Source organism: Cohnella hashimotonis (assembly GCF_030014955.1).
Taxonomy (GTDB): Bacteria; Bacillota; Bacilli; order Paenibacillales; family Paenibacillaceae; genus Cohnella; species Cohnella hashimotonis.
Window position 1 is genome coordinate 1,338,094 of record NZ_JAGRPV010000001.1, and the last position, 18,972, is coordinate 1,357,065.

Sequence of the window (18,972 nt, forward strand, 5' to 3'; positions counted from 1 at the left end):
TTTACTTTTATAGAAGACCGAGGGATCACACAAATGGCGAATGGCGAGCAAGACCATCAGAACCCATGGGCGAAGTATTACGGCCCGAACCTTGGCTACATCGAAGAGCAGTACGAACTGTACCTACGCGATCCTGAGTCGGTCGCGCAAGAATACCGCGAACAATTCAAAGCGTGGGGCGAGCCGCCGCGCTCGGTCCGGAGCCCAGCCGCTTCGGCGCCGGGTGCGGCTGTCGCTGTGGATGTGCGTCAGCTTCGCAATGCGGTCTTGGCGGGCAAGCTTGTTTGGAACGTGCGCGCTTACGGGCATCTCGTTGCGGACATCGATCCGCTGGACATCGGCCCCGTCGCTTCGTCGAAAGTGCTCGAGCCGGAGACTTACGGCTTGACCTACGCGGACCTGGCCGCTTTGCCGGCCGACCTCGTCTGGGAAGGCGCGCCTGCCGGGGTGTCCAACGGAGCAGAGGCGATCGCCAAGCTTAAGGAAGTGTACGGCGGGACCATCGCCTACGAATTCAGCCATATTGCGGACGAAGAAGAACGCCAATGGTTGAACAACTTTGCCGAGCAGCGGGTGCCTGCGCAGCAGCTGAGTGCAGCGGAGCGAGCCGACCTGCTGAAGCGTCTGCTTGAAGCCGAGCTGTTCGAAGACTTTTTGCAGAAGACGTTTATCGGCGTCAAACGCTTCTCCGTCGAAGGCAACGATGCGCTGATCGCATTGGTCGACCGCATGGTACGGGACCTGGCCGGCGAAGGCGTCAGCGACATCGCGATCGGTATGGCGCACCGCGGCCGTCTGAACGTGCTTGCGCACATTTTGCAAAAACCGCTCACAAAGATTTTTGCCGAGTTCCAACACTCCGCGTCGAGCGGCAAGAAATCTCCGACTGAGGGGAGCTTCACGTTCGAGCCGGGCGGCACAGGCGACGTGAAGTATCATCTTGGCGCACGCCATACACTAAAAAATGCCCAGGGCGGCGAGACACGCGTCGTACTGGCGAACAACCCGAGTCACCTTGAGTACGTCAATCCGGTCGTACAGGGCTTCGCGCGCGCCGCGCAGGACGACCGTACGCAGCGCGGTTACCCGATCCAGAAAATGGATGTAGCGGCTTCTATCGTCATGCACGGCGATGCGGCGTTCCCTGGCGAAGGCATCGTCACCGAGACGATGAATTTGAGCACGCTGCGCGCCTATGGCATCGGCGGCACGATTCACATCATCGTCAACAACAAGATCGGCTTTACGACCGACAGCGTCGATTCCCGGTCCACCCAATATTCCAGCGACCCGGCCAAAGGCTTCGAGATTCCGATCGTTCACGTCAATGCCGACGATCCCGAAGCCGTGATCGCGATCGCCCGCATGGCAGTCGCATACCGCCAGCGCTTCAAGAAAGATTTTCTGATCGACCTGATCGGTTTCCGCCGCCACGGTCACAACGAGACGCTCGATCCCGAGCCGACGCAGCCGACCGTCTACAAGAAGGTCAAGGCGCATCCCGGCGTCAGCCGCGTTTACGCAGACCGTCTCGTCAAAGAAGGCAAGCTGACCGAAGCGCAGTTCGAGGAAGCGAAAAATGGCGTACTTGCGGTGTTCAAGGCGGCCTATGAGGAAATGAAGACCCTCGAGGATCACCATGAAGGTCCTCAGTCCCGCGCGGTCGAGCAGAATACGACGACGGCTGCGGCACCGACGAACGTTCCGATTGCCAAGCTCCGCGAGCTCAATGCCGAGCTGCTCAAGTGGCCCGAAGGCTTCAAGCTGTATCCGAAGCTGCAAAAGATTCTCGAGCGCCGCGCAAGTGCGCTGAACGACGGCGAAAAAGTCGATTGGAGCCATGCGGAGACGCTGGCGTTCGCTTCGATCCTCGCAGACGGACGCGCGATCCGGATGACTGGTCAGGACGCCGAGACCGCAACGTTCGCGCAGCGCAATCTGGTGCTGCACGACATCGAGACCGGCGATACGTTCTGCCCGATGCACACGCTGCCGCAGGCGAAGGCCTCCTTCGCGCTGCACAACAGCCCGCTGTCCGAGTCTGCCGTACTCGGCTTCGAATACGGCTACAACGTCTATTCGCCCGAAACGATGGTTCTCTGGGAAGCGCAATTCGGCGACTTCGCCAACGTGGCGCAAGTGCTCATCGACCAATTCATCTCGTCGGGCCGCGCCAAGTGGTCGGAGCGTTCGAGTCTGGTCATGCTGCTGCCGCACAGCTACGAAGGACAGGGGCCGGAGCACTCCAGCGCCCGCCTCGAACGCTTCCTGCAACTGTCCGCTGAGGACAACTGGACGGTAGCGAACCTGTCCAGCGCAGCGCAGTACTTCCATCTGCTGCGACGTCAGGCTTCGATTACCGGTACAGACGAAGCCAAGCCGCTCGTAGTCATGACGCCGAAGAGCCTGCTTCGCAACCCGCGCGCGACTTCGCCGGCCGCAGAGCTTGGCGAGGGCGGGTTCAAGACGATTCTCGAGCAGGCGGGTCTCGGCGCGAAGCCGGACCGCGTCGAGCGCATCGTTCTTTGCTCGGGCAAGGTCGCCATCGATCTCGAGGATGCGTTGGCCAAGGACAAAGACAGCAACAAGGACTGGCTGCATATCGTCCGCGTGGAGCAGCTGTATCCGTTCCCGGCGGAGGAGATCAAAAAGGTGTTCGCTCGCTTCCCGAAACTCAAGGAAGTCGTCTGGACGCAAGAAGAGCCTCGCAATATGGGAGCCTGGACCTTCATGGAATCCCGCATCCGCGAGATCGCGCCATCCGGCGCGGAAGTCAAGTATATCGGCCGTCCGGATCGTGCGAGCCCCGCTACCGGGTTCGCGGACGTACACGCGGATGAGCAGAACTATATCGTGACGCAATCTTTGAAGCAGAGTCCGACGTTGACTCACAATTTGGGGAGGTAAGCCGCAGTGGCAGATATTCTAGTACCGGCAATGGGCGAATCGATTACGGAAGGCACCATCTCGCGATGGGCTATCAAAGCAGGCGATAAAGTAAGCCAGGGCGATCTGCTGCTCGAACTTGAGACCGACAAGGTTAACCTGGAAATTAGCGCCGAGCAAGCGGGCGTCGTCACCGAGCTGCTGTTCGGCGAAGGCGATACCGTACAGATCGGGCAAGTCATCGGTCGGATCGCCGAAGGCGAAGGCGGAGCAGCGGCTCCCGCGGCCGCGCCTGCTCCTGCGGCAGCTCCGGCTCCTGTTGCGGCACCGGCTCCGACTGCAGCACCTGCAGCTGCCGCGCCTGCTTCCGTGCCGGCTGGGCAACCGTCCGCGACGCCTGCAGCCCGCAAGCTCGCTCGCGAGCAAGGCATCGATCTTAGCCAGACGCCTGCGCGCGATCCGCTCGGCCGTATTTATCCCGAGGACGTCCGCGCAGCCGGTTCGCAGCCAGCAGCCGCACCAGCTCCTGCTGCACCGTCGGCACCGGCAGCCAAGGCGCCCGCATCTGCGGCCTTCCAATCGGCCAAGCCGTACGAGCGCAAAAAGATGTCCCGCCGCCGCCAGACGATCGCAACCCGCCTCGTCGAAGCCCAACACACGGCTGCGATGCTCACGACCTTCAACGAAGTCGACATGAGCGCGATCCTCGACGTCCGCAAGCGCCGCAAGGACGCTTTTAAGGAGAAAAACGAAGTCAACCTCGGCTTCATGTCCTTCTTCACCAAGGCTGTCGTAGGCGCGCTGAAGCAGTATCCGCTGCTGAACGCTGAGATTGACGGCGAAGACATCATCGCCAAGCAATTTTACGATATCGGCATCGCCGTATCCGCCAAGGAAGGTCTTGTCGTACCTGTCGTTCGCGACGCCGACCGCCTGAGTTTCGCCGAGATCGAGCGCTCCATTGCCGATCTGGCCGTCAAGGCGCGCAACAACGCGCTTGCGCTGTCCGACCTGCAAGGAGGCACGTTTACGATCACGAACGGCGGCGTATTCGGCTCGCTGCTCTCGACTCCGATCCTGAACGCGCCGCAAGTCGGCATCCTCGGCATGCACAAGATCCAGCACCGTCCGATCGCGGTCAACAACAATACCGAAGTCGCGATCCGTCCGATGATGTACATCGCGCTTTCCTACGACCACCGCATCGTCGACGGCGCCGAAGCCGTACGCTTCCTGGTCGCCGTCAAGGAAATGCTCGAAGATCCGGAAACGCTGCTGCTGCAAGGCTGATCGGTCTATAAGCTCGGGCTCCGCTTAATTTAGCGGGGCTTTTTTTGATTTTCCGGATAATTCACCTTTTCATGGCAGCACTTTTAGCGTAAAGATCCTACTTTTGGACATTTGAACGGTATCCCCTTCGCACAGGGACGCTAGGCGTTAGACAGGTTTCCACAGAATGCTTTGGACCAGTTGAATTAAAAATGGAGGAGGCCGGCTCAATGATACAGTATTCGTTGAGTCTGATATACCCGGTCGAATGGAATAGCTATAAGGTGAATCAGGGGAACTTGAGCGAAAGGGATCGTTAACGAGCTTGTTCCTGTGCGAAGGGGATATCGTGCAAATGCGTGAAATTGAGCTTGTTCCTGTGCGAAGGGGATATCGTGCAAATGTGCGAAATTGAGCTTGTTCCTGTGCGAAGGGGATATCGTCAAAATGTGTGAAATTGAGCTTGTTCCTGTGCGAAAGGGATAGCGTTCAAACGTGTAAAATACAAATTTTTATGCCGGCCACTTAATCGCTATATAAAAAGAACGCCCGCGATGACGAGCGTTCTTTTCCGTTTCAATTACGCTTTGGTGGCGCCCTTTGCGGCAGCCTCGAGATAGGCTTCAAGCGTGACGCCTTGCTTCATGATTTGTTTAGCGGCTTCCTTGCCGACGTACCTTACGTGCCAGGGCTCGTACGAATAGCCGGTTACGTCCTCTTCGCCTTTAAGGAAGCGGATGATAAAGCCGTATTCCGCGCAGTGCGCCGCAAGCCATTTTCCTTCTTTGGTGTCTCCGAACTTTTGCTCAAGCTCATAGTTCGCGCTTGCGCTGGAGACGTCCATTGCGAGTCCCGTTTGGTGTTCGCTTTGGCCGGGCCTAGCGCTCGTGCGGTTCGCGACTTCTTCGCCCTTCAGGTCGGCATTGCGGGTGAAGATCGATTTTTGCGTCGCGTAGGATCGATAGCCGGAAACGGCTTTAAGTGTAATTCCGTCTTTTTTAGCTCCCGCAAACAGCTTTTCCAGCGCGCTTGCGGCGGTCTTCCTCATTTTCTGCTTAGGCGAATCGCCGGAAAATGAAAATTCGACATCCGGCTTGACCAGATCGTCCGGCGCATACGTGGAAGAAAGCTCCCGCTTTTTATTAACGAGTACAAGCATGCTATCGGAATTCGTCACGATGGCCACGCCGTTTTTGCCGACCTCGATCGTCTTGTCCGGCGCATTAAGCTTAAGCAGCGCATCGAGGCTGTCCGAATTGGAGCTGTCCCCAGGCTCCTCGGAAGCATTCGACGACGGATCGTCGGACGGTTCCGGCGATGGCGATGGCGATGGCGTTGGCTTTGCCGTGTCGGTAGGTTCACCGTTGTCGGAAGACGATGGAGAACCTCCATTGGGAGAAGCGGGGTCGGAAGGTTGTGCGCTTTCCGTCGCTTCGTTCGAATCAGTCCCCTCAGAGCTGCCTGACGGCGAGGCTGAAGCCGATGCCGTCTCCGTAACGGCCGGCGGCGCCGCGCTTTGCTGCTTATCCGTACCGATAATATCGTCTGCTTTCCATATAACGACCGCGACGACTGCGCCCGCGATCAGCCATCTTCCTATTTTCATTTCTCGATCCCTCCCGATTCTACTATTTAGACGATGATAGAGTTCGAATTGTTTCGACAAAGTCCGCAAATGAACGCGCAAAATCGACTTCACCACCAATTCCCTAAAATAAATAGGAACAAATGTTCTTGTTTTGGTTGTATAATGGGAAAGTCAGGCTCCTACATAGATGAGAAGGAAAAAACGCTACGGTAAAAGGAGGATTGGAATGGACGACGAGCTGACCTTGTTCACGGAATTCAGACAGCGGCTGACAAGAGCCGCCTGGCGCATGCAATATCGCAATCGAACCCGATTAAACCGGGAGCTCGCGATTGCCGCGGCCGAACAAATTGATAGGGGAGAGCCTGCGGATCAGGCGATATCCATGCTTTTCGTGCAGGAGGTGCTGCTGGCGATTCCATCGTATCCGAGCAGAACCGTCATGCAGAAGCTGATCGTAGACGGGAAAACAGAGCGCGAAGTCTCTCGCGAACTGGGCATTACGCAACAGGCGGTGAACAAATGCAAACAAAGAGCGGTCGCGGCGATCCGCCGACAAATGGACAGCTTCGCCAACTAGTGCAGGCCGCCGGGGGTGGCGATCAGATCGCCAAGCTGCTGATTCTTGATTTTTTTGAACAGGAGATCGACAATCTGTCGCGCTTCATGCGCATGCCGAGGGATGAAGCGAAGCAGGCGCTCAAGCTCGAGCTGCTGGAGCTCATCCGGCTCAAAGCGGAGGAGCTGGCGTCGGCGGGGCTGTGCGCGGAGCCGCAGGCTGCTTATGCAGTCGCGACCAACGAATAACGAATAAGGAGAAGGATGGACCATGGAGTATCGGAAATTTATGCGCGGCAGCGTCCCGGTTTATCCGAAGGGAACGGCATTTCCCGAACGACTCGCCCTGATGGGCGGGGAAGAAGAGACCGACTTGTCATGGCTCCGGCATACGAAGTCGGGCGCGGTGGTGTTCGTCATGAGCGCGGGCTGCGAGGCTTGCGACCTGGATGCGGCGGTCGGATTTATGGAGGAGCGGCCGGAGCTTGCGTATCTGCTGCTCGCGGAGGCGAACGATGCGGATTTTGAGCTTCTCGTACAAGAGCTTGCTCCATTTTCGGTCCGCGTCGAACGGTGTGAGATCTCGGCCGTCGCCGATCGGACGCCGATCAAGGTCATTCCCTTTATGATCGTGCTAGATAGCGAAGGCGTCGCGGTCGGGTCGGGCTTGTTCAATACGACATGGGACGCGTCGGCTCACGCTCGCACGTTAGGGGCAAACGGCAAGGCTGTCGAAGCCGGCGCTTGATGAAAAAGCTTGCGCGCATCGCGTTGGCGGCTGCGGCTTCCGTATGGCGGATCTATCGTTTCGACAAGGCCGGCGTGCTGCTCTCTGTCAGCGTGCTCGCGGGCAACGCGCTGCAGTCCTACGGGACGCTCGCCTTCACGGAGCGTACGATCAATGCCGCGATCGGCGGAGATACGGCAGATTTCATCGCGCCGCTTGCCGCACTCGCGGGCATTCAATTGCTTGGCGCCGGCCTGAACGCTTTTTCCGCTTATCGCACGTCACGGATGCATCTGGCATACGCCAACGCTTGCGAATTGGAATTGATCGAGGAGACCGGCGCGCTCCCCCTGGCCGAGCAGGAGCATCCGGAGTACGAAGAAAGGCTTACCTTGCGACGATTCGCTGCCACCAAGCCATTCGAGATGTACACACAGGCGACGCAGCTGCTGACGAAGCTGGCTACGGCGATGCTCGGTTTCCGTTACTTGTCGGGCATACATCCCGCCGTCGGCGTTTTTGCCTTCGCGGTCGGGTGCTTGAAGGGCGGTCTGTCGCTCATGCTCGTGAAGCGCAAGACGATGCTGAATGGAGAGCTCCAGCGCGCGTCTGTGCGTCCCTCTTACCTCTACGGACTGTTGACGGCGTCGTCGGCGCAAAAGGAATTGACGGTCCACGGCTCGCGACCGTACTTCAAGGGCCGGTGGCTGTCCGCCAAGGGAGTGTCCGACGCGATTCTGTCCCGCATTCAGCGGATGCAGCTGTCGGCGGGCTTCGCCGGAGAAGCGATATCCGTCGCGGGCTATGCGGCAGCCGCATGCGCTGCCGCCTGGACCGTCCGCGAACGCGGACTTGGCGCGGGCGACTTCATGGCCGTCACGATGGCGATGAGCCTGATCTCCTCCAATTTGTCGACGGTTCTCCAGAGCTGGGCCGGCGTTGCAGAGACGTATGCCTATTTATCCGAGTCCAAGCAGAAGCAACGGAAGCAGCTATCTAACCTCGATCATCGCCACCGACCAACCGTGTCCGCAGGTCACGAGGATAAACCGTTTGTTTTCAACAAGCGCATCTCGATCCCCGCGCTCCGGTACACCTATCCCAACCGGGACAAGCCTTCGCTTGATACTGGCGAGATGCAGATTCGAAGAGGAGAGAAAATCGCGATCTTGGGCGGCAACGGCTCGGGCAAGTCAACCTTGCTCAAAATCGTGCTGGGTCTTTACGTCCCTGAAGGCGCCCCCGTTCGCTATGACAATGTTCCTGTCGATGTCATCGACCGCAGCAGCATGTTTGGGCGGGTTCATGTCCTCTTCCAGGACTTCGTACGTTATCAAGGCACGGTGCGGGAAAATATGGCCGCAGGCCAAGCTGCCGCATTGGAGGACGACGCAAGGCTTCGAAATTCGCTGATGATGGCGGGGCTCGGCGAACTGGAGGCGGGCAGAGGTCCCGATACGCCGCTCGGTCAAATCGACGGCAGCTCGATTTACTTGTCGGGCGGGCAGTGGCAGAAGCTGGCTTTGTCCAGATTGTTCCTGCAAGCCGATGCGGAGCTTGTCGTGCTGGACGAGCCGACTTCGGCGCTGGATCCGCTGAGCGAGACCGCCTTGATCGATCGAATCTGGGAGCTCTGCGCGGACAAAACCGTGCTGCTCGTCACGCACCGTGTGGCCCTGGCCCGAAGAGCGGACAGGGTGTGGGTGATGGAAGACGGACGCATTGTAGAGGATGGCAATCATGAGTCGCTGATGGCGCTAGACGGGCGTTACGCCCGCGTTTGGTTGGAGCAGCAGGAGCTTCACAATCGGCCGACTTGATAAAAGGAGAGGACCGTTATGAGTTTGAGATTAAAACCGGGCGGACGAACGCCAGGCATTCCAATGTCCGGCATGGCTGTCCCCGATATAGGACGGGCGGGAGCGCCTGGACCGAACGGACAGCCGCGCTTGTTGGTATTCGCTTCCCTTTACTGCGCAGATTGCATTGAGCTGTTCCCCCGCCTGGCGCAGGCAAGCGCCGCGCTGCCGGAATATCGGCTTATGCTGGTGGTTGCCGGCGATCCGGGCGACGTTCGCGAGATGTCGGACTATTTCAAGTGGACGTTCCCTGTGTTTCCGGTTAACGCCAGGGACATGCATGACGTGCTGGGCGTGCGGATTTATCCGCTGGCCATCTTCGAGCTCGGCGACGGAAAGGTCGCACGTGCGGCGGCCGTTCACGACGAGGCAGAGATCGGGCGGTTGGCTGAAGGACTGCTCATGAAAGGAGGTGAAAAATATGGCTTGCGTATGCCCGACGAACTACACGCTTGACGGCGAGATTCCGCAATACACGTATTGCGTTGCCAAAACCTGCTCCGCAAACGGCGCGACCTACCCGAAGGAATACTGGATCAACAAGACGGTTCAATGCGTCAACAACTACGTTCCCTATGACGTAGCGTACGTGAATTGCGACCAACAAGGCGGCTGCTGCGCTTAAGGGCGCGACGGGAGCCGGGCGAATGCCCGGCTTCTTGTGTTTTATCGAGCATTCGCGATTAAAGGAGGACTTGCCGGATGTACTGGGAAAATGAAGTGGCCTGGCTGTGCGATTTTGCGATGGCTGCCGTCTTTGCTGCTTCTGCCTACGGCAAAGGACAGGCCATGACAGATATGCGCCTGGAGATGAAGGCATACAAGCTGCTGCCGGCGCGCCTCGTGCCGGCGGCCGCGTGGGCGGTGCTGGGCTTGGAGTGGGCGCTCGCGGCCGCCTTCGCTGCAGGCGGCAAGCTGGAGGGGATCAAAGAGCCCGCGGCAATCGTCGTCCTGCTGGGCATGACAGGGTTGAGCCGACGCCGCCATCCGAATGGAAAAGGGACGGCGGAACAGGCATACGGGGCGAACGGCTGCGCTTGCTTCGGTGCGAACCATCCGCTCGGCAGGCGCCCGTTGCTGCGCAACGCGATCTTCGTCGCGATCGCATTGGCCGGTTGGATGACGGATCGGCCGGCTGCTTCGGGAGCGGGGCTCGCGGGATTCGCGCTAGCCGCCTTGGCAGCCGTATGGTTGCTCGAGGCGAGCAGGCTGCAAAAGGAAATTGGCGAAGGGAGGACCGGCGATGGGCACGTCTCCGGATAAGGCGGTTGCGGCTCTGGCATGCATCATTGCTGCGCTGTCCTGGCTGTCGTACCGCCGGTCTGCGCGGGCCAGGCATCGCTTGCTGCGGGAGCTGTTCGCGCAGGCAGCGGCCGTCGCGGGGTTCGAGCCCGAGGCCGTGCTCGTGGTGCAGCCGCAGCTCGGCTCGGACGCGGAGTTTGGCACGCGGATCCGGCACGCCCCGCGAAGCTGGCATGTCGTTTTGGCCGGTCCGTCCTGGCTGGCCGAGCTTAAGAGCGTCGCTTGGCGAAGGCCGGTGAGCGGGAGGGCGCTGCTGCCGTTCGGGGCGGGCGCGCTGAAGGAGGGCTCCTACCTGGCGATGCGCAGAGGCCGGCGCTTCGAGCTGGTTCATGAACTGCTTCCCTATATGGAGAGGCTGGGTCCGCCCTGGCCGAAGGTCGGGGTCGAATCCCCTTCCGCAGCCGCTGATACGGCTTCGGACCGCCTGCTACAATGAAGCAAATGGTTCGGAAAGCGAGGTTGTTCCCCTATGAAATCCAATCCGCGCGCAAGCGCTTATGGTGCATGGAGGCTGCAGCTCGGTCTGCTGCCGCTCGGCGTGACGGCGTTTGTCCTGACACTGACGGGTATCGTGCTCGGTCTGAGCCTGTCGCTCGTAGGCATTGGCATTCCAATTTTGGCCGGTACGCTTGCCTGGAGCGCCGCGCGCATGAAGCGCGAGCAACGACGCTGGGTCGCCTGGCAAAACGGCGGCCAAGCGCTGGACGAGCCTTATGCTGTGCAGCAGCCTCCGGAGGGAGAGGCGGCCGCCCCAGTACGCTCCTCCTGGAAATCCTGGTTCCGGTCGCTGGGCAACCCGCTCGGCTATCGCGCCGCCGCGCATCAATTGCTCGGATTTCCGCTTCGCATCGCGCTATTCGTCATCTCGCTGACGGTGCCGTTGTCCGTCTTTGCGGTCATGCTGGCGCCTGCCGCCTACAAAGTGAGCGACTACTTGTACGGATACGTCCTGTACGACGACGAGACGATGCGGATGCTGCTCCCGCCGCTGTCGCCATTCGAGCGATCGCTGGTCGTCTCGGGCATCGGCGTCATCCTGATGCTGTTCGTCCCGGTGCTGCTTCGGGCATGCGGGCGCCTTTACGCTGCGTGGCTCGGCTTCTTTGCAGGACAGCTCGAGATCGCAACGCCCGCGGCAGCGATTCTGCCGGTCCAAGCGCCTGCCTTGCCCGCCGCCGAAGCGGCAGGGGATTGGCTGGCCCGCGCAGAAGCGGCTATCAGCCGCTACGACGAAGATGCGCGTCATCCCCAGACGCCGCAGGCGCACTGACGCGCAGCCCAAAAAAGCGCAATAAAAGAGCAGCCCCGCCGATAACCGGCTCGGAGCTGCTCTTTTATTGCGACGATGAACCTACATCCATTTTTCTCCCCAGTTCTGAATGGACTCGATCACGTCCTCCAGATCCCGGCCTTTGTCCGTCAATTCATATTCGATGCGCACCGGCATCTCCGGATATACGGTACGCTTGACAAGTCCGCTCGATTCAAGCTCCTTCATGCGATCCGTGAGCATCTTGTCGCTCATATCCGGAATTTGCTCCTTCATGTCCTTGAAGCGCTTGGGACCGCCCATCAGCACGCGAACGATCAGGCCCGTCCATTTCTTGCCGAGCAGTTCGGCAGCATGCTCATATTTAGGGCACATTTTGGAGTAGTCCATGCGGCTCACCCCTTTCGTCCCTTCATTTTAACATAATAAGCTCTAAATGAATAGAAGAAACAATATATTTGTACATTACTAAATAAAAGTTAGTTGAAGGCTTGTCGCGATTAAATTCGGATCAATACGAGACCGCCAAGCAAACAAATCAAAGCCGCATATTGTGGAAATGACAGCCGTTCGCGGTAAACCGCGAGCGAGAGGACGACCACCACCAGGCTGTTGGCCGCAAAAATAGGCGCGACGAGATGCGCTGGACCGCGAGCCAGCGCAACCGCGTAAAGCTGCAATCCGCCGTAGGAAAAAGCGCCGGCTGCCAGCCCCCAACCGAAGCCGATGCGGGCGGCACTGGACCGGGTCTTGACGTCGGCGCTCGGTTGCGCTTCGGAGGTCCGCCCTCCGCCGCCGTTCTGATGCCCGGCATGCTTGGACCGCCCGGCTGCCGCCAAGAACCAGAGCAACGACAGCAAATAGCCGGCCCACAGCACGTTGGCGCTGTCCAGTCCGATGCGATCGGTCACCTTCAGGCCGCCGTTGCGCAGCACGAACAGGCCCATCGCGGCAAGCGCGAGCGGATACCAGCTGCCGAGCCGGGCAGCACGCTGCGCAGGGGAAGCGCGGCTGATCGTCGTCCCGTGGTCGCCGCCCCGCAGCGAGCCCCGCAGCGACAACAGCGCGATCCCAACCAACAGCCAGCAGGCGCCGACGAGACCCGTCGCGTGCGGCGTCTCGCCGAACCAGACGATGCCTGCCGCCATCACGATCACGATATTCGCGTTCGTAAGCGGCGAGACGAGGCTGGCCGGCCCGCGCGCGAGCGCGCGCATGAAGAGCAGGTTGCCCCAGGCAGAGCCGAGGCCGATGATCGCGCCGGCGGTCCAAATGCGCCAATCGAACGGCTGCCAGGAGCGCGTCAGCAGCGCTTGAATCCAGAAGCCCGCAGTGCCGTAGGCATACAGGCCGATTAAAAGCGAAGACAGCGCGCCGCCGCGCATCTGGCTCGCCTTCATGAAGAAGCCGGCCAGACCGAAGGCAAGCGCGCTGAGAACGGCGATAGCAAACCAATGCAAGCGGCGTGCTCCTCCCTGAGATTAACGCGATCCGCCATGGAATCCGTCTTTGTAACACAATTGCAACATTGCTGTTACCGGTCTGTCTTGGACGTCGGTTACAATAACGACCAAGACCCCCTTTTTCATATCATTGAAGGCCCGCCAGCGGTGGCGGGCCTCTTTTTGTCCGTTCGGCGTTACAGCGGAACGACAACCTTCTGCTTTTGACGGAAATAAACCCAACGTTTAAAGCCAATTTCCTTCAGACGGGTGCGCACCTGCTCCCAGTCGTCGCCGACCCGCTCGGGGATATGGGCGTCCGAGCCGAACGTGACGTCCGCGCCAAAATGAAGCGCGCGTTCGAGGATGGCGTCCGACGGATACCAGCCGCCGACGTCCTTCGTGCTGCCGCTCGTATTGATTTCCAGGGCGATATCGTTTACCGCGACTGCTTGCAGCGCTTCGTCGATGTCGTCCTCGGCGCCGCGAATGTCCGAGAAGCCCGGATAATAGGCCTTCATGGCGTCGATATGGCCGAGCACCTGGAACATGCCGGCGTTCGCGGACTCGGTGATCAGCTTGTAATACAGCTTCTTCTCGGCCGTATGCTCTGACCTGTCGAGCTGCTTCCACCGGTTGCGGTTAAAGATGCTGATGCCGCGGGTCTGATGGACGGAACCGATCAGATAATCGAACGGATAGGGTTCGTAGGCGGCCCGGTAGATCTCGACGCTCTCGGGGAAGTAGTCGGATTCGACGCCGAGCAGCACCTCGATGCGGTCCTTGTACTGCTCCTTGAGCCGCAGCACCTCGGCAATGTATTTTGGGAATTCGCTTTTCGCCATCGCGATTCCCGGCTGATAACGGTCTTCCTCCCGGGCGAAGTACGGGGAGTGGTCGGATATGCCGATCGCCGTCATGCCGGCACGGATCGCGGCCTGGATATAATCCTCGATCACGCCGGAAGCGTGGCCGCAGCGCTCGTGATGCGTATGCAAATCGAATTTTTCCATAGGGTTCCGCCTCCTCAAAATCGACCTGTCTCTATATTTATCCTTATTCGCTGCCGGTGAATTGATCCTCCGGCATGCCCTTCAAGTCGTTCAGGAACTGCTTCATCGCATGACTGACATAACGGCCTGACTTGGTGATGACGCCGACGGGATGACTGACCTCCAGCTCTTCGACCGCGATCATCTTCAGGGAGCCTCGCCGCAGCTCGGTCGCGATGGACAGCTTGGACACGATAGCCGCGCCGAGATTCAGCTCCACCATTCGCTTGACCTCTTCGCTGCTGCTCAGCACCATGACGGGATTCGGCTCGATGTGATGCTCCCTGAAAATCCGGTCGACGAACCTGCGTCCCAGCGTATCGGGAGACAACAGGATCATGGGGACATCCCTCAGCATGCCGACCGTGACGCGGTTGCGGGACGCAAGCGGATGACCCGGCGCGACGACCAGCTCGAACGTATCGTAATAGAGCACCGAAGTCTCGACATGCGCGCTCCGCTCCGCGAGATAGCCGATGCCGATGTCGACGAAGCCGTTCTCCACGCTGGTCAGCACCTGGGAGGAGGGCATCGTATGGATCGTCGTCTTAATAAGCGGATATTGGTTTTGAAAATAAGACAGAACCCGCGGCAGAATCTGCATCGCGATGGAGGTCGTCGTGCCGAGCACAATATGTCCCTGGGGGTTCTGATCCAGATCGGACAGCTTCTGCTTGAGCTCCTCGACGATGGATAAGATGCGCTGGGCATGCTCGAGAAATACTTGACCGCGGTCGGTGAGCGTGACGGGATGGTTGCGATCCACCAGGATCGTCTTGAATTCGTCCTCCAGACTCTTGATCTGGGCGGACACGGCGGGCTGCGTCAGGTTCAGCGCTTCGCCGGCCTTGCGAAAGCTGAGCGTCTTGGAGATCGTCAGCAGCGTTTCCAGTTGGTTGATATTCAATCCTGTCACTCCATCCTATTTGAATAATTTATCGACAGGAGTGCACGAATAAGAAGTTTTTCTAACCCTCTTTTTATTATAGAAGGAATCCGGCGGGTAAGCAAAGGAAACGGAGCGAATATTAAGCATTGCAAGTTACTCAAATTTGAGTATAATCGATTTGAACTCCAAATTGCGAAATGAAGAAAGAGGGAGCTATCCTACCATGGATGCGAAAAAAAGCAACGTAAAACTCGCGATCGCCGGACTTCTGCTCGGCCTGTTCATGGCCGCGCTCGACCAGACGATCGTATCCACCGCGATGAAGACGATTATCCAGCGGCTGGGCGGTCTGGACAAGTTCATCTGGGTCTATTCCGCCTACATGATTGCGATGGTCGTCGCCACGCCGATTTTCGGCAAGCTGTCCGATATGTTCGGCCGCAAGCGTTTTTTCCTGCTGGGCGTGACGCTCTTCCTGCTGGGATCCATCCTGTGCGGCACCGCGCAGAACATGGATCAGCTGATTATTTACCGCGCGATCCAGGGCATCGGCGGCGGCGCGCTCATGCCGATCGTATTCACGATCATCTTCGATCTGTTCCCGCAGGAAAAGCGGGGCAAGATGATGGGGCTTTTCGGCGCCGTGTTCGGCATGTCGAGTGTATTCGGGCCGATTCTCGGGGCCGTCATTACCGACAATATCAGCTGGCGCTGGATTTTTTACATTAACGTGCCGATCGGCATACTGTCGTTTTATTTTATTTTGCGCGCCTACCACGAATCTGCAGCCCGGCGCAAGCAGAGCATCGACTGGCTCGGCGCGATACTGCTGACGGCCGGCGTCCTCGCACTTATGTTCGCGCTGGAACTGGGCGGTTCCGACGGCTGGGCGTGGGACTCGTTCAAGACGATCGGCCTGTTCGTCGCCTCCGGCGTGCTGCTGATCCTGTTCCTGATCGCAGAGCGCTTCGCCAAGGATCCGATCATCGCGCTCGGCCTGTTCAAAAAGTCGCTGTTTACGAGCAGCATGATGATCAGCTTCCTATACGGCGGCGTCATGATCGCATGTGCGACTTACATTCCGCTGTTTATCCAGGGCGTCTTCCATAAGTCAGCCACGCAGACGAGTCTCGTGCTGACCCCGATGATGATCGCGGTGGTCATCAGCAGCCAGATCGGCGGTCTGGTCGCGGGCAAGTTCCGCTTCCGGACGACGATGGTCGTCTCCTCGATCGTGCTCACGATCGGCGCCGCGCTGCTCGGCTTCGCGATGGATCTGACGACGGGCCGCGGCATCATCACGCTTTACATGATCGTCGTGGGCCTCGGGATCGGCGTGTCGTTTTCCCTGCTCAACATCTCGACGCTCGGCTCCGTGCCGCCGCAGTACAAAGGCTCCGCGTCCTCGCTGATCACGTTTTTCCGGACGATCGGCTCGGCGCTCGGCATCACCGTATTCGGCGCGATCCAGAAGCATGCCTTCCAATCCGACGTGCTGGCGATGCCGGGCTCGAGCCCGGAGCTGGCGGCTCAGATCAAGAGCGGACAGGCGCTGCTCGATCCGGCGATACAGGCGCTTATGAAAATTCCGCAGGACGTGCTGCAAAAGCTGCTTGACGAACTCGGCAACTCGATCATCACGACCTTCCAGTGGGCCGCGCTGCTGCCCGTGCTGGCGTTCGTGTTCGCGCTGCTGATGGGCAAGGCGCGCATGGCGCCTTCCAGCGCGGGCAAGCCGGACGCGAGCAAGCCGGAGGGCGCGCCGGAGCGCGGCTGACGCCATGTCCATGAAGCTGCTCATCCTCGGCATCTTGATCGAAAAGGACCGGCATCCGTACGAGATACGCCAGACGATGGTGGGTCGCAACTGGAACTATGCGTTTAGGCTGCGCGACGGCTCGCTGTACTATGCGGTGGACCAGCTGCGCGACCGTGGCTTGATCGAAGCGGTCCACACCGTCCCCGTGCCGGGGGAGCATCGTCCGGACAAGACGATCTATCGCATCACGGACGAGGGCCGGCGGGAATTCGACAAGCTGATGTACGCCCAGCTCGAACAGCCTGCCTATCCCCAGCACCCGATGATGATGGCGATGCCCTTTTTGCGCCTTGCCGATCAGGCGCGCGTCGCCGACATCGCGGAGCGGCAGCTAGCGGCCTGCGACGAGCGGATCGCCTCCCTGGAACAGGTGCTGGCGGTCAAGGCAGGCAGGATTCCGTCGAGCTCGATGCGGATGATCGAAGGCATGCTCGCCTTCGGGCGCGCGGAGCGTGCCTGGCTGGAGACGATCGTGGAAGAGGCCAGAAGCGGTGCGTACGAGGAAGAACGCGATCAAACGGGCGGATGGATCCGGAAGACGCGCCCGCCAGCGCCGCCGGCACAAGAGTAAATAGGAAAGACAAGCGGCCTGCCTGCGCGCCTTGAGCGTGCCGGCAGGTTTTTGCTTTTCCTTTCCTTTCTGACTTTCCTTTCTGACTTTGCTTTCTGGCTATCCTTTCTGACTTTCCTTTTTGATCCGGGCCAGGGCCAACCGTGGCCAGATATACGCGCGGGCCGAAAAACCTGTTCAGCGCATTTTCGGCCGAAGGCAACGCCGGCATTCGGGAGATGTCCGCCGAGAGCGAAAGGCCAGAGCCGAATGATGAGAGTGGCTGCGCCTTCCGTCGTTGAGCTGAGCTTGCACGCGACGGAGCTTCGATCGGCCATCGGCAGATACAAGCTGGGCGAAGCGGATACGTCGGCGGCCATGCCTGTGCACATGCCCGTCGCAGTAATTTTGATCGTACGAAGGAGTTGCGCCCCGCCCGTGTCGAATTGATGAGGAGGCATAAATCCGACAGAAGAGGGCGATGCGGTGCTGGACGATAAAAAAGCGATACGCGCGTGGACGATGTACGATTGGGCTAACTCTTCGTTCGCGACGACGATTATGGCGGCCGTCATGCCGATTTACTATGCGGGCGTAGCGGCAAGCGGACTGGCAGACGGAAGGGCGACGTCTTATTGGGGCTTCACGCAGACGGCCGCGGCGATTATCGTCGCCGTGCTGTCGCCGCTGCTCGGCGCAATCGCCGACCGTTCGGGCGGTAAAAAGCGTTTCCTTGGCGTTTTCACGCTTTTGGGCGCGGCGGCATGCATCGGCATGGCTTTTATCGGGGAAGGCGACTGGCTAGCGGCTTCGGCGCTCGTTATCGTCGGCATGATGGGCTTTGGCATGGGCGGCACCTTCTATGACGCGCTGCTCAACGACGTCGCCTCGCCCGCGATGAGGGAGCGCGTTAGCGCGAAGGGCTTCGCGATGGGCTACCTGGGCGGCGGCGTGCTGCTTGCTGTCAATCTCGCGCTGATCATCGGCTATAAGGCGTTCGGCTTCAAGGATTCGGCGGGCGCCTCCCAGGTTTCCTTTGCGATGGTCGGCGTGTGGTGGGCGCTTTTTTCACTGCCGCTGTTCAAGCATGTTCGCGAAGCGAAGGGCACGCCCGCCATGTCGGCGGCGGAGAGCGTGCGCGAGGGACTGGCCAGGCTCGGTCAGACCTTCCGCAGCATCCGGCGATATCCCGAGCTGTTCAAGTTTATGGTCGCTTACTGGTTTTTCTTCGATGGCATCAATACGATCATCGTTATGGCAACCAGCTACGGGACCGACATCGGCTTGGAGCAAGAGGCGTTGATCGGGGCGCTGCTGCTCACGCAGTTCGTCGGTTTCCCCGCAACCTGGCTGTTCGGTCGGCTGGCAGACCGGATCGGGGGCAAAAAGATGCTGTATGGCGCGCTATCGGTGTACGTAATCATCGTGCTGCTGGGCTATTTCATGACGAACGAGTACCATTTCTTCGCCCTCGCGCTGCTCGTCGGGCTCGTCCAGGGCGGCGCGCAATCGACGTCGCGGGCGATTTACAGCCGGCTCATTCCGCCGGGACGCACCGCGGAGTTCAACGGCTTCCTCAGCTTCACGAGCCGGTTTTTCTCGTTCGGCGGCCCGCTCGTATTCGGCGTGGTAGGCGTCCTCACCGGCTCAAGTCGCGCGGCGCTGCTCGCGATCGCGCTCTTTTTCCTCGTCGGTATCGCGCTGCTCGCCCTGGTCAAGCTGGAGAAGGGATGGCGCGAAGCGACGGAATAAATGAGGCCA

The 18,972-nt window shown here is 59.6% G+C and carries 19 protein-coding genes; 14 read left to right on the forward strand and 5 right to left on the reverse strand.

Translation table 11 applies throughout. The annotated features are described in order from the left end of the window. The first annotated feature begins 33 nt into the window (after positions 1-33). Positions 34-2,907: a 2-oxoglutarate dehydrogenase E1 component gene (locus tag KB449_RS05230; RefSeq protein ID WP_282907357.1), complete on the forward strand. Its 2,874-nt coding sequence runs from the start codon at positions 34-36 to the stop codon at positions 2,905-2,907. A 6-nt stretch (positions 2,908-2,913) separates the two neighbouring features. After that, complete coding sequence (gene odhB / locus KB449_RS05235) at positions 2,914-4,176, forward strand: 2-oxoglutarate dehydrogenase complex dihydrolipoyllysine-residue succinyltransferase (protein ID WP_282907358.1); 1,263 nt, start codon at positions 2,914-2,916, stop codon at positions 4,174-4,176. A 559-nt stretch (positions 4,177-4,735) separates the two neighbouring features. Here odhB and KB449_RS05240 read toward each other — a convergent pair. Beyond that, positions 4,736-5,761 carry a M15 family metallopeptidase gene (locus tag KB449_RS05240; protein ID WP_282907359.1) on the reverse strand — a complete coding sequence of 342 codons (1,026 nt, stop codon included), beginning with the start codon at positions 5,759-5,761 and terminating at the stop codon, positions 4,736-4,738. A gap of 208 nt (positions 5,762-5,969) precedes the next feature. Here KB449_RS05240 and KB449_RS05245 point away from each other — a divergent pair, with 208 nt between their 5' ends. From KB449_RS05245 to KB449_RS05285, 9 genes are all read left to right on the forward strand, one after another. After that, positions 5,970-6,323 (forward strand): sigma-70 RNA polymerase sigma factor region 4 domain-containing protein, encoded by a 354-nt coding sequence (locus tag KB449_RS05245; RefSeq protein WP_282907360.1) that lies wholly within the window; start codon positions 5,970-5,972, stop codon positions 6,321-6,323. Next, positions 6,266-6,550 carry a helix-turn-helix domain-containing protein gene (locus KB449_RS05250; protein ID WP_282907361.1) on the forward strand — a complete coding sequence of 95 codons (285 nt, stop codon included), beginning with the start codon at positions 6,266-6,268 and terminating at the stop codon, positions 6,548-6,550. The genes KB449_RS05245 and KB449_RS05250 overlap by 58 nt, the downstream gene beginning before the upstream one ends. Positions 6,551-6,572: 22 nt before the next feature. After that, positions 6,573-7,049: a hypothetical protein gene (locus tag KB449_RS05255; RefSeq protein WP_282907362.1), complete on the forward strand. Its 477-nt coding sequence runs from the start codon at positions 6,573-6,575 to the stop codon at positions 7,047-7,049. Then, positions 7,049-8,848 (forward strand): ATP-binding cassette domain-containing protein, encoded by a 1,800-nt coding sequence (locus KB449_RS05260; RefSeq protein WP_282907363.1) that lies wholly within the window; start codon positions 7,049-7,051, stop codon positions 8,846-8,848. The genes KB449_RS05255 and KB449_RS05260 overlap by 1 nt, the downstream gene beginning before the upstream one ends. A gap of 18 nt (positions 8,849-8,866) precedes the next feature. After that, positions 8,867-9,343, forward strand: coding sequence for a TlpA family protein disulfide reductase (locus KB449_RS05265; RefSeq protein ID WP_282907364.1), 477 nt, complete (start codon positions 8,867-8,869; stop codon positions 9,341-9,343). After that, entirely contained in the window at positions 9,309-9,512 is a 204-nt protein-coding gene (locus tag KB449_RS05270; RefSeq protein WP_282907365.1) for a hypothetical protein, read from the forward strand. The genes KB449_RS05265 and KB449_RS05270 overlap by 35 nt, the downstream gene beginning before the upstream one ends. 77 nt (positions 9,513-9,589) lie before the next feature. Next, a complete protein-coding gene (locus KB449_RS05275) occupies positions 9,590-10,150 on the forward strand; it encodes a MauE/DoxX family redox-associated membrane protein (RefSeq protein WP_282907366.1) in 561 nt (186 codons plus the stop codon). Next, positions 10,131-10,625 carry a hypothetical protein gene (locus KB449_RS05280; RefSeq protein WP_282907367.1) on the forward strand — a complete coding sequence of 165 codons (495 nt, stop codon included), beginning with the start codon at positions 10,131-10,133 and terminating at the stop codon, positions 10,623-10,625. Before KB449_RS05275 ends, KB449_RS05280 begins: the two co-directional genes overlap by 20 nt. A 33-nt stretch (positions 10,626-10,658) precedes the next feature. Further along, on the forward strand, positions 10,659-11,459 hold the full coding sequence (locus KB449_RS05285) for a sensor domain-containing protein (RefSeq protein WP_282907368.1): 801 nt from the start codon (positions 10,659-10,661) through the stop codon (positions 11,457-11,459). An 81-nt stretch (positions 11,460-11,540) separates the two neighbouring features. On the opposite strand, the gene KB449_RS05290 is transcribed toward KB449_RS05285, so the two are convergent. The 4 genes from KB449_RS05290 to KB449_RS05305 form a co-directional block, all read right to left on the reverse strand. Next, a complete protein-coding gene (locus KB449_RS05290; protein WP_282907369.1) occupies positions 11,541-11,849 on the reverse strand; it encodes a winged helix-turn-helix transcriptional regulator in 309 nt (102 codons plus the stop codon). Positions 11,850-11,959: 110 nt separating this feature from the next. Then, entirely contained in the window at positions 11,960-12,919 is a 960-nt protein-coding gene (locus tag KB449_RS05295) for an EamA family transporter (RefSeq protein WP_282907370.1), read from the reverse strand. Between the two features lie 179 nt (positions 12,920-13,098). Then, positions 13,099-13,914, reverse strand: coding sequence for a histidinol-phosphatase (locus tag KB449_RS05300; protein ID WP_282907371.1), 816 nt, complete (start codon positions 13,912-13,914; stop codon positions 13,099-13,101). A 43-nt stretch (positions 13,915-13,957) separates the two neighbouring features. Next, complete coding sequence (locus KB449_RS05305) at positions 13,958-14,860, reverse strand: LysR family transcriptional regulator (protein WP_282907372.1); 903 nt, start codon at positions 14,858-14,860, stop codon at positions 13,958-13,960. Positions 14,861-15,065: 205 nt separating this feature from the next. Between KB449_RS05305 and KB449_RS05310 the strand changes: the two genes are divergently transcribed. The 3 genes from KB449_RS05310 to KB449_RS05320 all read left to right on the forward strand — a co-directional run bounded on the left by KB449_RS05310 (position 15,066) and on the right by KB449_RS05320 (position 18,963). Continuing rightward, positions 15,066-16,619, forward strand: a complete 1,554-nt coding sequence (locus tag KB449_RS05310) for an MDR family MFS transporter (RefSeq protein WP_282907373.1) — start codon at positions 15,066-15,068, stop codon at positions 16,617-16,619. Positions 16,620-16,623: 4 nt separating this feature from the next. Beyond that, a complete protein-coding gene (locus tag KB449_RS05315; RefSeq protein WP_282907374.1) occupies positions 16,624-17,232 on the forward strand; it encodes a PadR family transcriptional regulator in 609 nt (202 codons plus the stop codon). 465 nt (positions 17,233-17,697) lie between these two features. Further along, on the forward strand, positions 17,698-18,963 hold the full coding sequence (locus tag KB449_RS05320; protein ID WP_350356210.1) for an MFS transporter: 1,266 nt from the start codon (positions 17,698-17,700) through the stop codon (positions 18,961-18,963). Positions 18,964-18,972: the final 9 nt, after the last annotated feature.

What these genes read in the sequence shown, in the direction of transcription:
- KB449_RS05230 (WP_282907357.1), top strand. Translation starts at nt 34, where the DNA reads ATGGCGAATGGCGAGCAAGACCATCAGAACCCATGGGCGAAGTATTAC.
- KB449_RS05240 (WP_282907359.1), bottom strand. Translation starts at nt 5,761, where the DNA reads ATGAAAATAGGAAGATGGCTGATCGCGGGCGCAGTCGTCGCGGTCGTT.
- KB449_RS05245 (WP_282907360.1), top strand. Translation starts at nt 5,970, where the DNA reads ATGGACGACGAGCTGACCTTGTTCACGGAATTCAGACAGCGGCTGACA.
- KB449_RS05250 (WP_282907361.1), top strand. Translation starts at nt 6,266, where the DNA reads ATGCAAACAAAGAGCGGTCGCGGCGATCCGCCGACAAATGGACAGCTT.
- KB449_RS05255 (WP_282907362.1), top strand. Translation starts at nt 6,573, where the DNA reads ATGGAGTATCGGAAATTTATGCGCGGCAGCGTCCCGGTTTATCCGAAG.
- KB449_RS05260 (WP_282907363.1), top strand. Translation starts at nt 7,049, where the DNA reads ATGAAAAAGCTTGCGCGCATCGCGTTGGCGGCTGCGGCTTCCGTATGG.
- KB449_RS05265 (WP_282907364.1), top strand. Translation starts at nt 8,867, where the DNA reads ATGAGTTTGAGATTAAAACCGGGCGGACGAACGCCAGGCATTCCAATG.
- KB449_RS05270 (WP_282907365.1), top strand. Translation starts at nt 9,309, where the DNA reads ATGGCTTGCGTATGCCCGACGAACTACACGCTTGACGGCGAGATTCCG.
- KB449_RS05275 (WP_282907366.1), top strand. Translation starts at nt 9,590, where the DNA reads ATGTACTGGGAAAATGAAGTGGCCTGGCTGTGCGATTTTGCGATGGCT.
- KB449_RS05280 (WP_282907367.1), top strand. Translation starts at nt 10,131, where the DNA reads ATGGGCACGTCTCCGGATAAGGCGGTTGCGGCTCTGGCATGCATCATT.
- KB449_RS05285 (WP_282907368.1), top strand. Translation starts at nt 10,659, where the DNA reads ATGAAATCCAATCCGCGCGCAAGCGCTTATGGTGCATGGAGGCTGCAG.
- KB449_RS05290 (WP_282907369.1), bottom strand. Translation starts at nt 11,849, where the DNA reads ATGGACTACTCCAAAATGTGCCCTAAATATGAGCATGCTGCCGAACTG.
- KB449_RS05300 (WP_282907371.1), bottom strand. Translation starts at nt 13,914, where the DNA reads ATGGAAAAATTCGATTTGCATACGCATCACGAGCGCTGCGGCCACGCT.
- KB449_RS05310 (WP_282907373.1), top strand. Translation starts at nt 15,066, where the DNA reads ATGGATGCGAAAAAAAGCAACGTAAAACTCGCGATCGCCGGACTTCTG.
- KB449_RS05315 (WP_282907374.1), top strand. Translation starts at nt 16,624, where the DNA reads ATGTCCATGAAGCTGCTCATCCTCGGCATCTTGATCGAAAAGGACCGG.